The sequence below is a fragment of the Micromonospora sp. NPDC047707 genome (assembly GCF_040704235.1).
Taxonomy (GTDB): domain Bacteria; phylum Actinomycetota; class Actinomycetes; order Mycobacteriales; family Micromonosporaceae; genus Micromonospora.
Genome location: NZ_JBEYSU010000020.1, coordinates 37,310 through 56,736, shown reverse-complemented (window position 1 = coordinate 56,736; position 19,427 = coordinate 37,310). Strand labels below are relative to the sequence as shown.

The 19,427-nt window shown below is 74.3% G+C and carries 16 protein-coding genes and 1 pseudogene; 8 read left to right on the top strand and 9 right to left on the bottom strand.

The features are described from left to right. Positions 1 to 26: 26 nt before the first annotated feature. Positions 27 to 1,346 (top strand): hypothetical protein, encoded by a 1,320-nt coding sequence (locus AB0873_RS21050; protein WP_366601470.1) that lies wholly within the window; start codon positions 27 to 29, stop codon positions 1,344 to 1,346. A 374-nt stretch (positions 1,347 to 1,720) separates the two neighbouring features. Beyond that, entirely contained in the window at positions 1,721 to 2,041 is a 321-nt protein-coding gene (locus AB0873_RS21045) for a hypothetical protein (RefSeq protein ID WP_366601468.1), read from the top strand. 88 nt (positions 2,042 to 2,129) lie between these two features. Here AB0873_RS21045 and AB0873_RS21040 read toward each other — a convergent pair whose 3' ends face one another. Next, entirely contained in the window at positions 2,130 to 3,209 is a 1,080-nt protein-coding gene (locus tag AB0873_RS21040) for a phosphatase domain-containing protein (RefSeq protein ID WP_366601466.1), read from the bottom strand. Between AB0873_RS21040 and AB0873_RS21035 the strand changes: the two are divergent. The 4 genes and pseudogenes from AB0873_RS21035 to AB0873_RS21020 all read left to right on the top strand — a co-directional run. Then, a pseudogene (locus AB0873_RS21035) lies at positions 3,208 to 3,434 on the top strand (hypothetical protein); the annotation flags it as partial. The gene AB0873_RS21040 and the pseudogene AB0873_RS21035 overlap by 2 nt on opposite strands. A gap of 148 nt (positions 3,435 to 3,582) precedes the next feature. Continuing rightward, a complete protein-coding gene (gene yaaA / locus AB0873_RS21030) occupies positions 3,583 to 4,380 on the top strand; it encodes a peroxide stress protein YaaA (protein ID WP_366601464.1) in 798 nt (265 codons plus the stop codon). Positions 4,381 to 4,487: 107 nt separating this feature from the next. After that, a complete protein-coding gene (locus AB0873_RS21025; RefSeq protein ID WP_366601462.1) occupies positions 4,488 to 5,150 on the top strand; it encodes a hypothetical protein in 663 nt (220 codons plus the stop codon). Positions 5,151 to 5,220: 70 nt separating this feature from the next. Then, positions 5,221 to 6,156, top strand: coding sequence for a TAXI family TRAP transporter solute-binding subunit (locus AB0873_RS21020; RefSeq protein WP_366601461.1), 936 nt, complete (start codon positions 5,221 to 5,223; stop codon positions 6,154 to 6,156). A gap of 45 nt (positions 6,157 to 6,201) precedes the next feature. Here AB0873_RS21020 and AB0873_RS21015 read toward each other — a convergent pair whose 3' ends face one another. Then, positions 6,202 to 7,611: an ATP-binding protein gene (locus AB0873_RS21015; RefSeq protein WP_366601460.1), complete on the bottom strand. Its 1,410-nt coding sequence runs from the start codon at positions 7,609 to 7,611 to the stop codon at positions 6,202 to 6,204. A 6-nt stretch (positions 7,612 to 7,617) separates the two neighbouring features. Next, positions 7,618 to 8,274, bottom strand: coding sequence for a response regulator transcription factor (locus AB0873_RS21010; protein WP_366601459.1), 657 nt, complete (start codon positions 8,272 to 8,274; stop codon positions 7,618 to 7,620). 97 nt (positions 8,275 to 8,371) lie between these two features. On the opposite strand from AB0873_RS21010, the gene AB0873_RS21005 reads away from it, so the two are divergent. Next, a complete protein-coding gene (locus AB0873_RS21005) occupies positions 8,372 to 8,710 on the top strand; it encodes a DUF952 domain-containing protein (RefSeq protein ID WP_366601457.1) in 339 nt (112 codons plus the stop codon). Positions 8,711 to 8,866: 156 nt separating this feature from the next. Next, entirely contained in the window at positions 8,867 to 9,406 is a 540-nt protein-coding gene (locus tag AB0873_RS21000; protein ID WP_155332952.1) for an acyltransferase, read from the top strand. A gap of 97 nt (positions 9,407 to 9,503) precedes the next feature. Here AB0873_RS21000 and AB0873_RS20995 read toward each other — a convergent pair whose 3' ends face one another. The 6 genes from AB0873_RS20995 to AB0873_RS20970 form a co-directional block, all read right to left on the bottom strand. Continuing rightward, positions 9,504 to 10,991: a glycosyltransferase family 39 protein gene (locus AB0873_RS20995; protein WP_366601456.1), complete on the bottom strand. Its 1,488-nt coding sequence runs from the start codon at positions 10,989 to 10,991 to the stop codon at positions 9,504 to 9,506. A 163-nt stretch (positions 10,992 to 11,154) separates the two neighbouring features. After that, positions 11,155 to 12,438 (bottom strand): nucleotide sugar dehydrogenase, encoded by a 1,284-nt coding sequence (locus AB0873_RS20990; RefSeq protein WP_366601454.1) that lies wholly within the window; start codon positions 12,436 to 12,438, stop codon positions 11,155 to 11,157. 5 nt (positions 12,439 to 12,443) lie between these two features. Further along, a complete protein-coding gene (locus AB0873_RS20985) occupies positions 12,444 to 14,000 on the bottom strand; it encodes a glycosyltransferase (RefSeq protein WP_366601452.1) in 1,557 nt (518 codons plus the stop codon). Next, entirely contained in the window at positions 13,997 to 15,562 is a 1,566-nt protein-coding gene (locus AB0873_RS20980; protein WP_366601528.1) for a glycosyltransferase family 4 protein, read from the bottom strand. The genes AB0873_RS20985 and AB0873_RS20980 overlap by 4 nt, the downstream gene beginning before the upstream one ends. Before the next feature lie 256 nt (positions 15,563 to 15,818). After that, positions 15,819 to 18,071, bottom strand: coding sequence for a glycosyltransferase (locus AB0873_RS20975; protein ID WP_366601451.1), 2,253 nt, complete (start codon positions 18,069 to 18,071; stop codon positions 15,819 to 15,821). After that, positions 18,068 to 19,417: a glycosyltransferase gene (locus AB0873_RS20970; RefSeq protein WP_366601449.1), complete on the bottom strand. Its 1,350-nt coding sequence runs from the start codon at positions 19,415 to 19,417 to the stop codon at positions 18,068 to 18,070. The genes AB0873_RS20975 and AB0873_RS20970 overlap by 4 nt, the downstream gene beginning before the upstream one ends. Between the last annotated feature and the right edge of the window lie 10 nt (positions 19,418 to 19,427).

The following is a 19,427-nucleotide window of genomic DNA, read 5'->3' as shown; positions in this document are numbered from 1 at the left end:
TGACGGACGAGGCGGAGGGAGCTTCGATGGCGTGGACGAGACGCACCAGCAGCAGGACGACGGTAACGCCGCGGCAGCGGAAGATCGCCGGGGTCGCCGCGATCGCGGTGACGACCGGAGCGGCGTTCGCCGTGGCCACCGGCGTCGGCCAGGCGGCGGAGAACTGCCAGGGGCTCGACACCGCCCTACGCAACAACCTCACGTTCATCGCCAGCCAGCGCCAGAACCCGGACGCCAACTCGGCGGCGCGGATCGCCAACCGGCAGGCGGTCGTGGACCTGCTCCAGCAGCGGCGGGCCGCCGCCGGCTGCACAGGTCAGGTGGAGGTCGCCGGTGCGGTCTGCCCGGAGGTGCCGTGGGACGTCGCGGTGGCGGCGCGGGCGAACGAGGCGTGGGCGGCCACCGAGCGGTTGCGCGCCGAACGGGCCGGCCGGATCGACGACCCGCGGGCGACCGCCGCCCGGGTGCAGCAGGTGGACGGCATCGTCGACTCGATCGGCGGGATCGTGGAACAGGCGCGCGAACGTGCCGCGCAGCGGGCGTCCGGGAAGGCGGCGGCGCCGGGAGGCGGGGCCGAGCGGGCCGCGGCGATCGTGGGCCAGATCGGCGGCCTGATCCAGCAGATCGCGGGACTGGTGGAGGCGGCGGGCGCCGGAGCTGAGGCCGACCAGGAGGCGGGCCAGGACGCCGGAGCCGACGCGGACGTCGAGGCGGGCGCCGGTCAGGAGGCCGGCGACGCCGCAGCGGGTCAGGAGGCCGGCGACGCCGGAGTTGACGCGGACGCGGGTGAGGCCGGTGCCGGCGAGACGGGGACGGACGACGCCGGAGCTGGCGAGGACGGCGAGGCGGGCGCCGACGCTGGCGCGGAGCAGGGTGCCGGTGCTGAGGAGGACGCCGGTGCCGAGCAGGACGCGGCGGACCAGATCGCGGCCCAACTGGCGGAGGTACGGGCCCTGATCCAGGAGATCAGAGCGCTCGTGGAGGCTATCCAGCAGGCCCGCGAGGAAGCCGACGCGGGCAACGACGCCGAAGCCGGTGCGGGCGACGCCGAGGCCGGTGACGCCGGTGCGGGCGACGCTGCGGGCGACGCTGCGGGCGACAAGGCCGGTGCGGGCGACGCCGATGCCGAGGCCGGTGACGCCGGTGCGGGCGACGCCGCTGGCGATGCGGCCGGAGCGGGCGACGAGGCCGGCGCGGGCGACGCCGAGGCGGGAGCGAACGGCAACGGCAAGGCAAACGGAAACGGCAAGGCAGGCGCCGGCAACGCGAACGGCAAGGCCGGCGGTGCCACGGCTCCCGTCATGGTGGACGACCCCAGCCCGGCTGGCTGCCTGAACGACAACTGAGATCGACTCCATGCCGCCGGCATGGGGCTGTCACCGGGTGCCGGAAGGCGTGATGCCGGCGGCATGGAGAAGAGCACGCTCAGCGGGGCGTGGGCCAGGACCGACCTGGCCCACGCCCCGCCCCAGCTTGTGCACACCGTCGGCGATGTTGGAAGGAGTCGGCCCCTGTGGAGGGGCCGGAAGCTTCCAAGATCTGTGAGGCGGGTGGCGGGTCGACGTGTCGCGCCTCGTCACTTCGGTCACTGGCCGTGACGCCGGTGGCGACACACTGCTGATCTTGTGGGCGCCGGCGTGCACGGCCCTGAACGATCCGCGTGCGCCGCCCGTACCGCTCACCGATGCCGGGCCGTTACGAGGGACGTGAAGGAGCTTCGATGGCGTGGGCGACGGGCACAACCAACAGGGGCGGGAAGGCGACCGCGCGGCAGCGCAAGATCGCGGGTCTCGCCGCGGTCGTGGTCACCACGGGCGTGGCGTTCGCGGTGGCGACCGGCACCGGGCAGGCGGCCGAGAGCTGCCAGGGTCTGGACACCGCGCTGCGCAACAACCTGACCTTCATCGCCGCGCAGCGGCAGAACCCGGACGCCCAGTCGGCGGCCCGCATCGCCAACCGGCAGGCGGTCGTCGACCTGATCCAGCAGCGCCGGGCTGCGGCGGGCTGCACGGCTCAGGTCGAGGTGCCGGGCGCCAACTGAGGCCCTGCGGGACGCGGGCGCCGGCGCACGGCCGTCAGACCGGCTCCGCGTCCCGCAGCACCCTCCACAGGCAGCGCCGCGACGGGCGTCAGACCAGGCCCGCGTCCCGCAGCAGCTTCCACAGGCCGGCGCCGTCCGGCGCGGAGAGCCACTTCTGCCCCAGCGGGCCGGCGGACGAACTGTCACCGGCGGGGTGGGGCAGGCTGCCGGCGAGGACCGCCTGGGTGGGCGAGAGCCGACGGATCGCCACCCCGGCCACGTTGTCGGGGTGGGCGGCGGCGAACTCCCGGTAGATCTCCTGGTCGTGCTGGCCGTCGTCGCCGACCAGCAGCCACTTCACCTCGGGGAACTCGCGGGCCAGCCGGGCCAGGGTGGCCCGCTTGTGCTCCCGGCCGCTGCGGAACCACCGGTCGGCGGTCGGGCCCCAGTCGGTCAGCAGCAGCGGTCCGGCCGGGTAGAGGTGCCGGGACAGGAAGCGGGTGAGGGTCGGCGCGACGTTCCACGCCCCGGTGGACAGGTAGAAGACGGGAGCGCCGGGGTGTGCGGTCACCAGCCGCTCGTAGAGCACCGCCATCCCGGGCACCGCCGCGCGGGCGTGCTCGTCCAGGACGAACGTGTTCCAGGCGGCGAGCAGCGGCCGGGGCAGCGCGGTGACCATCACCGTGTCGTCGATGTCGGACAGGATGCCGAAGCGCACCTGCGGGTCGAGGATGCGCACCGGCGCCTCGACGGGCTCCGCCTCGGGCGCGCTGATCCGTACCGAGCCCCAGCCCGGGGGCAGGTCCGCCTCGACCACGGTGTCGACGAAGCCGCTGCGGTCGGTGCGGGTCTCGTGCCGCTGCCCGCCCGATTCGACGGTCACGGTGACGTACTTGGCGGGCAGGGTGGTGAAGCTGCGCCAGCCCCGGACCTTTTCCAGCCGGCCCCGCTGCCGGGTGTCCGGCCGCCCCAGCAGCACGCGGCACATCACGCGGACCCAACCGGGCGCGCCGTAACCCGTGTAGGCGACGATGTTGGTCCGCCAGCCGGTCCGGCGCAGGCGGCGTTCGACCAGGTGGTGGACGGCGTCCTCGAGCCGCGCGGCCCGGTGCAGTTGGGGAACGGCCAGCTGGCCTGCGGCAGTGGGTGGCACGTTGCAACCCTGCCACAAGCGGCGCACGTCGGCCATGCGAGGCGATTTCGTTGCGCTGGTGCTCGTGGTGGCCGCGTCGCCTACCGACTGGTCCTCACGCTGCACACCATTCCGGTGTCGAACAGCGACGAGGCCACCGTCGGGCTCGCCGCCCTGCACATCGCCGAGGGCCGGAACACTCCGTCTTCCTGTACGGCCAGCGCTACCTGGGGATGTTGGAGGCGACCTGGCCGTCCCCTGGTCGCCCTCGCCGGGCCGAGCCGGCTGCTCCGGGACCGGGCCGACGCCGCGCTCGTCGCCACGGGTATCGCGTGTACCACCCGGAGACGCCGGTCCGGCCCTGGCGGTAGGGCGGGGACGTACCCTGGCCTCCTCCGGTGCGCGGGCACCGGGAGCGAGGAGTCCCCCGATGCTCATCCTGCTGCCGCCCTCGGAGGGCAAGGCCGACGCCGGCACCGGCCGACGGCTCGACCTCTCCCGCCTCTCGCTGCCGGAGCTGACCCCGGCCCGCGAGGAGGCGGCGGCGGCACTGGTCGGCGTGTCCGCCAGCGGCGACGAGGAGGCGGCCCTGGCCGCGCTCGGGTTGAGCCCGGGTCAGCGCGGCGAACTGCGCCGCAACGCCCGGCTGCGGGAGGCGGCGACCGCGCCGGCCGAGCGCCTCTACACCGGGGTGCTCTACGAGGCCCTCGACCTCGCCACGCTGCCGCCGGCCGCGGTGCGCGCCGCGCGCCGGACGGTCCTGATCAGTTCCGGCCTGTGGGGCGCGGTCCGTCTAACCGACCGGATCCCGCCGTACCGGTGCCCCGTCGGGGCGAGGCTGCCCGGTGTCGGGGCGCTGTCGGCGTACTGGCGGCGGGCGCTGGCGCCGGTGCTGACGGCGGCGGCCGGTGACGGACCGGTGCTGGACCTGCGCTCCGGCGCGTACGCGGCGACCTGGACCCCGCGTGGCGCGGTCGCCGGCCGGACCGTGACGGTGCGGGTGCTGCACGAGCGGGACGTCGACGGGGTGCCGGTCCGGTCGGTGGTCAGCCACTTCAACAAGGCCACCAAGGGTCGCCTCGTGCGGGACCTGCTGACCGCCGGGGCCCGGCCACGGACCGCCGACGGGCTGGTGGCGGCGCTGCGGGACCTGAAGTACACGGTGGTGGAGCAGCCGTCGGCGGCGGGCCGGCCGCGCGCGGTCGACGTCGTCGTCACCGAGCTGTAGGACAAGCCTCCCGCAAGATTTCCTCAAAGCTCGGCCGGATGTGTTCCGCCGGCGGCAGGCAGCGGCCACGGTAGGGGAACCCCGACGCCGCCCGAAGGAGTCCCGAGGTGGAACCCATCCTGCTCGACCGACCCCGGCCGCCGTCGATCCCGCCACCGCTGGACTGGCTGACGCTGGCCGACGCGTTCGAGGCGGCCTGCCTTCTGCTCTGCGTGACCCCGCCGACGGTGGCCGGGCCCCGGCGGACCACCCCGGCGTACCGGCCCGGGATCGTCGAGTTCAACCGCGAGGACGCCGCCCTGCGGATGCGTCAGCTGCTCGACCGGCTCGACGTGCCCGTGACGCACGAACGTGCCGTGGGCGGTCTGCGCCGCCGCTTCGAACTGCACCGGCTGACCGTGCCGGTGGCGCGGCGGCACGCGTACGCGACCGCGTTGGAGGCCGGCTGGCGGCAGGGACGGCGGGAGCTGCTCGGCGGCCCGGTGCCCGGCGCGTCGGCCGCCCGGCGCGTGTGGCGGCCCCGCCTCGCGGCGGCGGCCTGGCGTGCCGCGCTGCTGGCCGGCGGTCGGCACGTACGCCGGCACATCCTCGGGGTCCGCCTCACCGACCGGGAACTGGCCGCGGTGCTCGTCCGGGGCGCCGCCCTGCTGGAGGTCCCGGCCCTGCTGCGTCCCGGGACCGGCTGCTTCCTGGTCAGCGTCGCGCACGGCCCGGACCGGGAGCGCATCCTGGAGGCCGCCGAGTTGGGCGCCCCCCGCGAGGCGGACTGACGGGCCGCATCGGGGCGAACCGGGCGGGCCAGCTTGCGGTCGACCGTCCCGACGGCGCACAGTGCAGCCCGTGAACGCACGTGCCCGCCGAGCCACCGCGGCGCTGCTGGCCCTGGCGCTGGCGGCCGTGCTGCCCGGGTGCCGGGACGACGCCGCCCCGCCGCTGCAGATCCGCATCGCCACCGGCAGCCCCACCGCCGTGTACCACGCCTTCGGGCAGTCGCTGGCCACCATCCTGAACCGGGAGCTGCCGAACGTCCACGCCAGCGTGGTGGTGACCCCGGCGTCGGCGGAGAACGTCCGGCGGGTCGGCGCCGGTTCGGCCGAGCTGGGCTTCACCCAGGCCGACGTACTGCCCGCCGCCCCGGGGGCCGACCCGTCGGTGGCCGCGGTCGCCCGGGTGTACGACGACCTGCTGCACCTCGTCACCAACGCCGCCGGCGGGATCCGCACGCTCGCCGACCTGCGCGGCCGGCGGGTGTCGGTGGGCGCGCCGGGCTCCGGCACCGAGATCACCGCGTCCCGGCTGCTCGACGTCGCACGGCTGGGCGGCGAGGGCGTACGCTGGGAGCGGCTCGGCCTGGACGACTCGGTCGCCGCGCTGCGTGCGGGTCAGATCGACGCGTTCTTCTTCTCCGGCGGCCTCCCGGTGCGGGGGGTGGCGGAACTGGCCCGCGACCGGCACGTCCGGATCGTCGACCTCGGTGGCTGGACCGAGCCGCTGCGCGCCCGCCACCCCGGCGTCTACGTCTCCCGGGACGTCCCGCGCTCGGTGTACGGGGTGGAGCCGATCACCACCGTCGCCAATCCCAACTTCCTGATCGTCCGCGCGGACCTGCCGGAGTGGCTGGTCCGCGAGGTGACCCGGCTGCTGATGGAACGGCGGGAGGAACTGGCCGCGGCCCACCCGGCGGCCGGCCGGATGAGCCCCCGCTCGGCCATCACCACCACCCCCCTGCGGCTGCACCCGGGGGCCGCCGCCTGGTACCGCGCCGCGAAACCGTAAGGAAGGGTCCCCTCCTAACGCCTGAGGTAGTAGAAGGGTCCCTTCCTAACGTCCGTCGCTGGGGGCGGGTGGGGCGTCGCCGGCGTCGGGCGGCGCCGGGAACCACAGCGTGGCGGTGAGGCCGCGCGGCGAGTTCGGGCGCATGGTGAGCCGCCCGTCGGAGGCGTCCACGAGGACCGCGACGATGGTCAGGCCGAGCCCGGCACCGTCGATGTTCTGGACCTCCGGCGCCCGCCAGAACCGCTCGGTCGCCTGGTCGAGCTGGCTCGCCGTCATACCCGGGCCGGTGTCGCGTACCTCCAGGCTCGTGCCGCCGTCGCCGTGCCGGACCGCCACCGTGACCTCGCCCCCGGCGCCGCTGAACTTCACCGCGTTGTCGATGAGCGCGTCCAGCGCCTGGTCGACGGCGGTCGGCACGGTACGGGCGTACGCCGGGGCGTCGCCCGCGGCGAGGCGCAGCGTGACCGACCGCCGGCGGGCGAGCGGATCCCACGCCGCGACCCGGCTGGCGGCGATCGCCGCCGCGTCGACGGTGACCCGCAGGTTCTCGGTGCGCTCCGCCCGGGCCAGGGTGAGCAGGGCGTCCAGGACGAGGGCCAGCCGGTCGGTCTCCTCCAGCGCGAGCCGGTGCTCGGTGCGGCCGTCCGGATCCGTGAGGGTGGTTCCCAGCTCCTCCACCCGCAGCCGCAGCGCGGTCAGCGGGTTGCGGAGCTGGTGGCTGGCGTGCGCCACGAACGCCCGTTGCCGGTCCATCACGTCCGAGACCGCGTCGGCCATGTTGTTGAAGCTCGCCGCCAGCCGGCGCAGCTCCGGCGGCCCGAGCCGGTGCTGCACCCGGGCGTTCCGGTCCCCCTCGGCGATCTCGTGGGTCACCACGTCCAGCTCGGTGACCGGGCGCAAAACCCACCCGGCCAGCCCGAACGCGGTCAGCACGCAGGCCAGCACGGCGAGCAGGCCCGCGGCGGTGAGCACCAGCCACCAGGTGGTGACGGTCCGCCGGACCGTGGCGGCGGAGGTCGTGGTGACCACCGCGCCGAGCACCTCACCGCCGTCGTTGATCGGCACCGCGACCACGATCGGCCCGTCCACCCACGGCCACACCGACTCGGGTCCGCTGGCCTGCTGGCCGGAGAGCGCCACGTCGAGGGCGGCCCGGGTGCCGGGCGCGGGGCGCCAGCTCGCCGACGCCACGACGGTACGCCGGTCGCGGTCCACCACGGCGGCGCCGATGCCGTACAGATCGTCGTAGCTGTCCAGTTCGTTGTTCAGCGGGCCGGGGACGCCGCCGCGCAGCGCCGGCCCGGCCAGCGAGGCGAAGCGGGTGGCGTCGGCGAGCCGGTCCGCACGGACCCGCTCGGTCTCCCGGCTGGCCAGGGTAGCCGCCAGCGGCGTCTCCAGGGCGATCAGGACCAGCACCATCAGCAGCAGGTAGCTGATCACCAGACGGCGTCGCACCGCGCCTCACTCGCCGCGCAGCCGGTAGCCGACCCCGCGTACGGTCTCCACCAGGCGGGCATCGCCCAGCTTGCCGCGCAGCGAACCCACGTGCACCTCGACGGTGTGCCGGTCGGCCCAGGTGGTGCCCCAGGCGTCCAGCAGGATCCGGTCGCGGGGCACGGCCACGCCCGGCTGCCGGGCCAGGGAGAGCAGCACGTCGAACTCCTTGCGGGTCAGCGCCACCTCCCGGTCGTCGACACGGACCGTCCGGGCCCCAACGTCGATTCGGACCGGCCCCACCTCGATCAGGTTCCGCTCCGGGGCCGCGTGCGCCGCGCGGCGCAGCACCGCCTCGATCCGGGCCTGCAGCTCCACCATCGAGAACGGTTTGACCACGTAGTCGTCGGCGCCGAGGCGCAGCCCGAGCACCCGGTCCCGCTCCTCCCCCCGGGCGGTCACCGCGATGATGCCGAGCTGGCTGCTGCGCCGGCGCAGCTCGCGGCACAGGTCGGTGCCGTCGCCGTCGGGCAGGGTGAGGTCGAGCAGCACCAGGTCGCAGGGGGCGGCGGAGAGCGCGGCGGCGACCGTCGCCGCGTGTTCCACCTCGTAGCCCCGCCGGGTGAGCGCGGCGGAGAGCGCGGCAGCCACCCGGCGGTCGTCCTCGACCAGCAGGATGCGCACCGGCGTACCCCCAATCGTCTCCGCCGCCGACCACGAATGGTGACAGACGGCGGCGCCGAGCGGGAGGGCCGGTCGCGGGCAGCCTTAGGCTGCCGGTGTGATCTACAAGCTGCTGGCCACCACGGAATGGGACGACGCGCTCGCCGCCGGGCATTTCACCGGCACCGCGCTGGACCATCAGGACGGCTTCGTCCACCTGTCCGGGCCGGACCAGGTGGCCGAGACCGCCCGGCGGCACTTCACCGGCGCCACCGGGCTCACCCTGCTGACGGTCGACCCGGCCCGGCTGGGCGGGCGGCTGCGTTGGGAGCCGTCCCGGGGCGGCACGCTCTTCCCGCACCTGTACGGGCCGCTACCGGTCACCGCGGTGGTGGCCGCGACGGCGCTGCCGGCGGACGTCCCGGTCGCCGACGCGGTGGCGGCGCTGGTCGGCTGAGCCGCTGAGCGGGTGGCTATGCTACGCCAGTCCGTCCGCCCGGATCGTGACGTTCCGGGCGGAGCCGGTGACGGCGTCCCGGACGGCCGCGGCTGGCCGCCCCCGGGCGCTCCCGACGTGGCGCGACGCCGCGCCCCGAGACCGATGCGAGATGACATGACTGACACCAACGACCGGCCGCCGGTCTTCGTCCACCCCAGTGCCGACGTGGAGGCCGGCGCCCAGGTGGGTGACGGCACGAAGGTCTGGCACCTGGCCCACGTCCGGTCCACCGCCCAGGTGGGCGCGGGCTGCGTCATCGGCCGCAACGTGTACGTCGACGCCGGGGTGACGGTCGGCGACCTGGTGAAGATTCAGAACAACGTCTCGGTGTACCAGGGTGTGACCCTCGAGGACGAGGTCTTCGTCGGCCCGTGCGCGGTCTTCACCAACGACTTCCGGCCCCGCGCGCAGAACCCGGACTGGACCATCACCCCGACCCTGGTCCGCCGGGGCGCCTCCATCGGCGCCAACGCCACCCTCGTCTGCGGCATCGAGGTCGGCGAGTACGCCATGATCGCCGCCGGGTCCGTGGTGACCAAGGACGTCAAGCCGTACCAGCTGGTGGCCGGGAACCCGGCCCGCCCGAGGGGCTGGGTCAACGAGAAGGGCGAGGTGGTCTCCCGCGACGTGGACAACCCGCCGGCGCAGCACTGACGGACGCGACGACGGCCGGCCTTGCCGAAGGCTGAGCACGCGGACGACGACGGCCCCGACCGTTTCGGTCGGGGCCCGTCCTGTCGGGCGGTCGGGTTCAGTAGAAGTTCTCGTAGAGGCCTTGGAGGAACACCGCCTGGCCCACCGAGAGCGCGACCAGGCCGGCGACGACCCCACCGGCCCACCGCCGGGGCAGGTTCCGGGTCCACGCGTCGACCACCAGCCCTGCCGAGGCCGCGACCAGCGGGTAGAGGAAGGCCCAGGTCCGCTCCACCTCACCCGGACGCAGCTTGGTCAGTTCCGACGGCAGCGACGCCCAGACGAGCATGACGAGGACCAGCACGAGCACCAGCACCGGCCGGCGGGAGCCGGGCACCTTCACGACGAGGCCGGCGATTCCCAGCACGGCCAGCGGAAGACCCGCGTAGATCAGCCAGGCCGCCGGGCTCGCCACGATCCAGTACGGGTCGTAGGGCCGGGCGGCCTGTGGTGACGCCTGGTAGGAGGCGAAGACGTCGAAGCCGAGCGTGAGCCACGCCAGGGCCAGCACGGCGACGCCACCGGCCACGGCCGCGCCCAGCAGCCGCGCTCCGGTGCGCAGCCCGGTCTGGATCAGCACCGCCAGCGTCGCCGCGATGACGATGAACGACGTGGCGAACGTCATCAGGGTGCCCACCCCGAGCACCGCACCGGCCGTGGCGGCGACCGGCGCGGACCGCCGGTGGATCGCGAGGACGAACAGGGCCGCACTCATCGTCATCACCGTCGCGAAAACGGTGTCCAGGTTGGTGTAGGACAGCATGAGCGGTCCCGGTGCCGCGGCGAAGAGCACCGCCCCGATCCGGCCGGCCCGCTCCCCGCCCAGGGTCCGGCCGATCAGCCAGGCCGAGACGGCCGCGGCGAAGGCGACCACCGCGATCGCGACGGCGATCCGCAGGGGGTGGGACGCACCGATGACCCGGAAGAGCAGGTACAGGAAGACCAGCACCCCGGGGGGATGCGTCCAGGAGTTGTAGGAGTCGAACTCCGGGCCGAGGTCTGGGTGTTGCTCGATGAAGCCACGCACTCCGAGCTCGTACACGAAGTGCAGGTCGGAGGTGTAGTACGCCACCCGGTCCGGCTCGGTGCTCAGTCCCCGGGTGAGGTGGCGCCATTCGCCCCGGACCAGGGCGATCGTGGCCGCCGTCGTCACCCCGGACACGACGACGAGGGCGAGTGCCGACCATTTCGGCATCCGTAGTCGAGTGGTGATCAACCAGGCGACGGCGGCCAGGACCACGCCGGCCGGTATCACGGTCAGGGCCAGCTCGTCCCACACCGGGATGAAGACGCCGTAGATCGGGGGCCGCTTGAAGGCGCCGAACTGGATCGGCGGCCGGTGGTGGCTGAACCACCAGAAGCCGCACAGGGCGGCGGCGGTGGCGGCCATCGCGACGACCGGCCAGATCCCCCAGCGCAGCGCCGACGGGTCCGAATGGTCCGCCGCCGGTGCTTCCCGGCCCTCCGCCGGTGGCGGCTGGTCGGCGTCGACAGCCGGGCCCGGGGCTTCGGCGCTTCGGCCCTCCCGGCCGAATTCTTCGATCACCTCACATCCCCTCATCGGTCGGAGGATCGGGCCGTGCAGCGGCGGCGGCACGGGTGGCCCTGCCTCGACACTGTAGAGGATGCCGCCCTGACCCGGGGGACGTCGCGTCCACAGTGGAGGGCCCCGACCGTGGCCGGTCGGGGCCCTCCAAGGCGGAGCGGGATCAGCCGCCGATGACGACGCGGCGCACGTCTGCCCAGCGGGCCGGGTCGGTGACGCGGCGACCGTCCACCAGCACGCGCACCGACGGCAGGTCGCTCGCGGCCAGGGTCCGGTACTCCGCGTGGTCGGCCTGGATCAACGCGGCCGTGACCTCCTGGCCCTCGTACGGCGGCAGGCCGTGCGCGGCGAGCTCCTCGGAGCTGTACATCGGGTCCGACACGTACGGCCTGGCACCCCGGGCGCGCAGCGCCTCGACGGTCGGGAAGACACCGGAGAACGCCGTCTCCTTGACCCCGCCCCGGTACGCCGCGCCCAGCACCAGGACACCCACGTCGGTCAGGTCGCCGTACGCCGCGGCGAGCAGATCCACCGCGTACTCCGGCATCGCCGCGTTGGCCTCCCGGGCGGAGCGGACCACCGTGGCGGCCGGGTCGTTCCACAGGTACATCCGCGGGTAGATCGGGATGCAGTGCCCGCCGACGGCGATGCCCGGCGTGTGGATGTGGCTGTACGGCTGCGAGTTGCAGGCCTCGATGACCTTGAGCACGTCCACGCCGACGCTGTCGGCGAACCGCGCGAACTGGTTCGCCAGGCCGATGTTGACGTCCCGGTACGTGGTCTCGGCGAGCTTGGCGAGCTCGGAGGCCTCGGCGGAGCCGAGGTCCCACACGCCGTTCGGGCGGGGCAGGTCGGCGCGCTCGTCGAAGTCGAGCACGGCCTGGTAGAACTCGACGCCGCGCGCGGCCGAGGTCTCGTCGATGCCGCCCACCAGCTTGGGGTAGCGGCGCAGGTCGGCGAAGACCCGGCCGGTGAACACCCGCTCCGGGCTGAAGACCAGGTGGAAGTCCTTGCCGGCGGTCAGGCCGGAGCCCTCCTCCAGCATCGGCGCCCAGCGGGTGCGGGTGGTGCCGACCGGCAGCGTGGTCTCGTAGCTGACCAGCGTGCCCGGCTTGAGGCCCCGCGCGATGGCCCGGGTGGCGTCGTCCATCCAGCCGAAGTCCGGGACGCCCTCGGCGTCCACGAAGAGCGGCACGACCACGACGACGGCCTCGGACTCGGCGACCGCCGTGGCGGTGTCGGTGGTGGCCGACAGCAGACCGGCGGCGACCACCTCCTTGAGCTTGACGTCCAGGTCGGTCTCGCCGGGGAACGGCACCGCACCGTCGTTGACGAGGCTCACGACCCGCTCGGACACGTCGGCACCGATGACCCGGTGCCCCTTCGACGCGAACTGCACGGCCAACGGCAGCCCGATCTTCCCGAGGGCGACGACGCAGATGTTCATGACTACTACTTTCCTCCTAGTGGAAGCCTGCGCCGCAGGCGGGCCATCAACCGGCGCGGCGTTACGGGTGCTACGGCGATGACGAGCTGGCCCTTGTGGTTGGTGGTGGTGGTCAGGACGTGCAGCCGGGCGCCGCGACGCAGCACCGCCCGCTGGGGCACCGGGCGCCGGGCGCCGCGCAGCGCGGCGACGCCGGTGGCGCCGAACGCGTCCACGTGCGTCTGGACGGTGCGCAGCTCACCGCCGGGGCCGGCGCCGTCCAGCAACCGGTCCAACGGAATACGGGCCCGCACGGTCGTGCCCGTGGCGTCCGGGACGACCGAGACGGTCACGCCGGTAACGTCGCCGGCGGCGAGCCGGACGGCCGACGCCAGCTCCGGCAGGTCGTGCCGCGGGCTGCGGGCGGTCACCAGCAGCGCCCGGGACCCCTCGAAGGCGGCCGAGACGGTGTCGAGCCGGGCGACCCAGTCGGCGGCGGTGTCGGTGATCTCGTACCAGGCGTCCGGGATGCGCAGGTGCGGGTCCCGGAAGCCCGGGTAGCCGGCGTACCAGCGGTCGCCGTCGACCACCGCGGGCGGGATGCCCAGTTCGGCGTCCTGCCGGATCACCGCGAGCAGGTGGTCGGTGTCGCCGTACCGGGCGGCGGCCAGGCGGACCCGGGCCTCGATCGGGAGCCGGTCGCGGATGCGGTCGGTGAGGTGCCCCTCGGCGAGGGCCCGGACGCCGGCGACCACCCGGTCCTGGACGTCGCGCTCCAGCCGCAGGAAGTCGTTCTCCAGCAGCTTGGCGATCTCCCAGGTGAAGTGACGCAGCAGCACCGCGTCCCGCTCCGGGCCGGCCTCGACCAGCTTGGCGACGAACGCGACCAGGTCCTCGGCGCAGCGCAGCCGCTCGAGGTGGCGGCTCTTGTAGGTGATGTTGCGAGCGTTGAGCCGGCGGACCGCGAAGTAGTAGTCGTAGTCGGCGAGGACGGAGACGCGGCGGGCCCGGACGCAGGCCTCGATGGTGAACGGCTGGTCGCTGCCGACCGGCATGTCCTCCGGGTAGCGCAGGCCGTACCGCTCGATCAGCTCCCGGCGGAACAGCTTGGTGTTCGACAGGGACCAGGGCAGGGCCGAGTCGAACAGGTCGACGTCGGCGCTGGTCTCCGCGTAGATCGCCTGGTGGATGTAGCGGCTGTTCACGCCGACCAGGCGTCCCAGCACCACGTCGGAGTCCCACCGGTCGGCGGCGGCGACGAGCCGCTCCAGCGCCTCCGGCCCGAGGTAGTCGTCGGAGCCGATGAAGAAGACGTACCGGCCGGTGGCCAGTTCCAGCGCCCGGTTGCTCGGCGCGGCCGGGCCGCCGGAGTTGGGCTGGTGCACCACCTTCACGGTGCCCGGGTAGAGGCGGGCGAACCGGTCCAGCTCCCGGCCGCTGCCGTCGGTGGAGCCGTCGTCGACGGCGATGACCTCCAGCCGGTCCCGCCCGATCGTCTGCTCCACGAGGGAGGTCAGGCACCGGGTCAGGTACGGCATCGTGTTGTAGACGGCGGTGACGACCGTGACGTCGGGCGTGCTCACGTGCCGACCCCGAGCGCGGGCCGCGGGTCGCCCGGAGCGGGCTCGCCGGCGCGCCCCGGCGCGGGCGGGCGACCCGGCAGCAGCCGGCGGTAGACCGAGTCCAGCACCTCGGCCTGCGCCTCCCACGTCCAGCTCTGGAGCAGGCCCGGCCGGTCGTACGCGGCCCGGTAGCGCTCCGGGTCGGCCAGCACCGCCGTGACCGCGCGGACGAAGTCGGCCACGTCCTCGGCCCGGAACACCTCGCCCTGACCGGTGGAGCGGACCGTGCCGGCCATCGTCTTCACGTCGCTGACGATCATCGGCAGCCGGGCGTGCGAGTACTCGAAGAACTTGGTGATCAGCGCGATCTCGTGGTTGGGCCAGTGGTGGATCGGGATGACCCCGGCGTCCGCGCCGGCCAGGAACGGCACCACCTGCCAGTGCGCCACGTACGGCAGGGCGTGCACCCGGTCGGCGACGCCGAGCTTCCGGGCGCGGGCCAGCACCCCGGACACGTACGGGCCGTCCGGCTTGTTGACCACCAGCGCGACGTGGACGCCGGGCAGCCGCGGGAGCGCGTCGACCATGATGTCCAGGCCGCGCTGCCGGGCGGCGGCGCCGCTGTAGACCAGCAGCGGCACGTCCGGGCCGACCCCGCAGCGGGCGCGCAGGTCCGGCGCGGCGGCGTCCGGGTCGAGGTCCTCGGAGCCGGCCGCCGGGGCGTTGAGCACGACGTCCGGCGTCTCCGCGAGCCGGTGCTCGCGCTGGAGCAGTTCGGCGAGGCCGTCGGAGACCGTCACCACCGCGTCGGCGTACGGGGCGTACTCCCGCTCGTGCGCCATGTGGGCGGGCAGCCAGCGGGCGTTGTCCTGCCACGGCTTGAGCCCGGGCAGGAACTCGTGGGCGTCCCACACCACGTTGATCTCGCGGCCTCGCGCCCGGGCCCGGATCTTCGCCCGTGCGGCCACACCGAGCATCCGGAAGTCGTTGGCGTGGATCAGGTCCGGCGCCAGCTCGTCGATCACCGGCCCGTACGCCAGCTCGTAGTCCCAGAGGCCCGGCTCCAGCCGCCGCCACGCGCCGTCGCCCTTCACGGACTCCCAGAACAGCGTGTACGCGCGGTCCCACGGGTTGCGGAACTTCCGCCGCGTCCGGGCCTGGGTCAACATCCAGTAGCGGCCGGAGACCCAGGTGGCGGAGAGCTTGGCGAGACCCTGCTCGGCGCGCAGGAGCCGGCGGCGCAGCGTCAGCCGGGGGGTGCCGGGAGCGGCCACGGCGAGCTGGGCGGCCCGGACCGCGAGGTCGGCCCGCCACGCCTTCACGCTCTGCTGACGGTGGGCGGCGACGCCGTTCGGCGGATAGGCCAGCGGCCAGCGCAGCCAGGCCCGCCGGAACTCGTGCCGCCGCCGCGCCAGCGGTGCGGGCATCGACAGCAACCGCACCTGCGCCCGCCCCAGCTGCCAGGTCCGCTCCTCGGTCACGGGCGAGCGGCCCAGCAGGACGACCTCCCAGCCGGCCTCGGCGGCCGAGCGGGCGGCCTTCTGCACCCGGGAGTCACCGTTCACACCGTTGTCGACCAGCATGACCACCCGCCCGCGCGGCTGCGCGGCAGCGCCGTCCATCGCCATCGTGCCCGTTTCCGCCTCTCCTGCGGACCGCTGTTCGCCTTCGTGGACGGCCCGCACCGAGCGGGACCGTCGGCTCATCACGCCGGAGCCGGCCCGCGAGCCTCCGCGAGTCTACGCGAGGCGCACCCCGAGCTGCCGCCACCTCGCGACCCCGCGACCGGGCGCCCGGCGCCCCTGCCCTGAGCTGCGGTTCGGGCGCCGGGCGCGCGGATCAGCGGGACACGGGCTCCGGCGGCACGAGGGACGTGGTGACCGTCAGGTCGGTGCGCAGGCGGCCCAGCTGCCACCCGATCGAGACGCCGAACACCCCGGCCACCACCACGCGCTCGGTACGGGCGAGGTCGAGCTTGGGCAGCACATCCCGCCAGACGATCTTCCACAGCACGCGGGGACGCACAATCCGGTAACCGGGGTAGAAGACCGACGTGTGGAACCACCGGGCGGCCGAGCTGTGGGTGCGCTCCAACCGGGACACGACCAGCTCCGGCCAGAGCGCCTCGCTCCCCTTCGCCCGCCGCCGGGCCACCGAGATCGCCTTGCCGGGGACACGGTAGACGGCCAACTGCTCGGCCCGGTACACCGGGCGCCGCCGCTCGCCGGCGTCGATCGGCAGCAGGCGCACCCGCTCGTCAACCTCGGACCGACGCCACTGGAGCGGGTCGTTGGTGATCACATCGACCCGGTAGCCCCGGTCGAGGAGGCGCTGGACGTACTGCCGGACGAGCTTGAACTGCGGGGGGCTGATCGAGACCAGCACGACCCGCGGCGCGCCCGTGTCCAGCGGCAGCGGACCGGGCGGCACGGTCCCACCGGTCGCCTCGGTGGCGTCCGTCGCGGCCACCACGGGCGCCGCCTCCTCGCCCGGTACGGGCACCTCGGCCGCCAGCACCTCGGCCGCCTCGCTCACCTCGGCCGGCGCGTACACCTCCCGCAATCGGGTCGCGACCGCCTCCCGCCCGTACCGCTCGACCAGGGTGGCCCGCGCCGTCGGCAGGTCCAGTTCGTCGATGTGCTTGCGCAGCTCGCGGTAGCCCTCCACGAGCACCGCCGGGTCCTCGCTCACCTCGACCAGGAGGCCGGCCCGCCGGTTGAGCCCGCTCAACGTCTCCTGCGGGCCCTCGCTCGCCGCCACCAGAACCGGCGTGCCACAGGCGACGGCCTCCACCACGGTCATCCCGAACGTCTCGGCCGGGCTGGCGTGCACGAGCAGGTCGTGCGCACGCATCAGGCTGGGAACCTCCGCCGGCGACACCGCCGGGCGGAGGTCCACCCGGTCGCCGTACGGGCTCCGCGCGGTCTCCTCGCGGATCCGCTCCACGAGCGGCCCGGCGCCGACCAGCGTCAGCGTGGCCGCCGGCTCCTCGGCCGCCACGGTGAAAAACGCCGACAGCAGCCGGTCGACGCCCTTCTGCTCGCTCAGCCGGCCCACGTACAGCCACCGCAGCAGGTCCCGCGGCGGCTCGGTGCGCGGCGCGAAGTCGGCGAAGTCGATGGCGTTGGGAACGACGCGCAGCTTGTGCTCGTGGTGCGGGAACTCGTCCCGGACCTGGTCGTACAGGTACCGGCTGACGCACAGGAACACGTCGGCCCGGTGCAGCGCCTCCTCGTAGAGCCGGCGGGCGGCGGGCTGCTTGAAGATCGGCCGCAGGAAGCTGGCGTGCTCGGTGATCACCACCCGGGCGTCGGGCCGGGCCAGCCGCTGGGCGACCACGCCGCCGTAGATGCCGGTGTGGCCGTGCACGATCGGGGCCTCGATCTGGCCCGTCGGCAGGGTACGGCGCATCGCCTCGACGTGCCCGAGGGCCCAGGCGGCGTAGTCACGCCGGGACGAGATGGGCACCGGGACCCGGGTGACCTCCCCCGCCGGCGTGTCCCGCACCAGCGGGCCGACCCGTCCGGCCAGGCGCGCGGCGGTGAGGGAGATCGCCTCGACGTCCGGGGCGTCGTACCGGTACGGCCAGTCCTCGGTGTGCAGGACGGACACCCGCGGATGCTCCGCCCGGACCGCGCCGATGGTGGCCTCCACGAACGCACCGGCCAGCGGGTTGTTCGCCGACGGGTACCAGGGCGTGACGACCGCCAGGTCGGCCGGGGCGGGCCGGCGACCCGGCTCGGGCACCGGCTCGAAGGTGACGGCGAGGCCGGCCCACCGCCGGGCCGCGTCCCAGGCCGCGGGGAAGCCGTACGGGTCGCCGACGACGAGCAGGTCGGCGCCGCGCAGCGGGCCGTTGCGGTCGCGCAGCAGCCGCCGGGCGGCCCGGGACGCGGCCCGCGGGTCACCGCTCTCCACGCGGTGCACCGCAACGCCCGCCGGCAGGTCGACGTGACTCCATTCAGGCATGTCGGGCACGACGAGCGCGACGCGCGCGCCGTCGGCGGTCAGCCGGGCCGCGTGCTGCTCGGCCGCCCGGACCCGGTGCGGGCCGAGGGCGAGGTAGACGACCTGACGGGGTTCGGTACTCAACGGGACTCCTCGACCAGCGCGCGCATCCGGGCCTCCCACGGCTGCAGCGTCGCGCTCCTCGTGTACATGTCGGCATGCTGTTGGGCGGCAGCGTGCCGGGACGGGTCCTGCTCCCGGGCGGCCTTGGCGGCGGCGACGAACGACTCGGCCACGGAGTCTGCGTCCAACCGTTCGCCGGCGAACCACAGCGGGTAGCCCTGCAGCACCTCGGCGGCGGCGATGTCCGGCCGGTGCACCGATACGACCGGCTTGCCGGAGGCCATGTACTCGAAGACCTTGCCAGATGTGACGTACCTGGCGCCGGGCACGCAGAAGACCAGCACGTCGGTCTCCGCGTACACCTGCGCCACGTCGGCCTTGCCGAACGAGCCCCGGTATCGGACCCCGACGTCCTCGTGCTGGAGCAGCTGCTCCCGCAACGTTTCGGCGGTCTGGGCGAAGAAGCCGAGGTGGCCGTGGACGTGCAGCTCGGCGTCGGCCATGACCGGGTCGGTCCGGGCCTTGCGCCAGCCCTCGAACAGCACGCCGAGCGGCAGGTACGGGGTCACCGTGCCGAGGTAGCCGAAGCGCAGCGGGCGGTCCGGGGCGGGCGGCTGGAACGCGGGTCTGCCGACGAACTCCGGCTCCCAGCCGTTCGGCACGACAGTCATCCGGTCGGCGGCGAAGGGGTAGCGCTCGGCGTACCACTGGCGCATGCCGTCGTTGACGTACACGATCTCGGCGGCGTCCCGCAGCACGCGCGCCTCCCAGGTGGCCGTACGCGTGCCCGGGCCGAACCGGACCTCCTCGGTGAACTGGTTGAAGGTCCAGGCGTCCCGGTAGTCGACCACGTACGGCACCCGCCAGGAGCGACCCAGGAACCAGGCGGCGGCGAACGATACAAACGGGTTGCCCGTGGCGACGACCAGGTCGAAACGGTTCCGGGCGTGCAGCGCGAAGGCGCGCTTGAGCAGGCCCGGAATCCAGCCGATGTAGTGCTCCGGCAGGAACAGGCTCTGCATCCGCCGGTAGAACCGGTCGGCTACCACGGGCACGGCCTTGCGGAGCCGGCTGAACCGGCGGACGTCGGTCTCCCAGTGGTACGTGTTCATCGGCGGCCGCTCGACGCGTACCCGCGGGTCGACGGTCGCCTCCAGCGTCTCGTCGCTGCCGCCCTCCAGGTAGTAGCTGAAGAACTCCCGGGGGGCGGTGATCACTGTCACATCCCAGCCGGCCTCCGCGTAGTGGTTGGCCGTCGCCCGGGCGCGGAAGACACCGCTGGCCCGGCTCGGCGGAAAGAAGAAGGCCAGGTAGAGCAGGCGGGGACGCCGGCCGGCGGGGCCGGTGGGCTGCACATCTCGTCGCATCGCGCTTTCT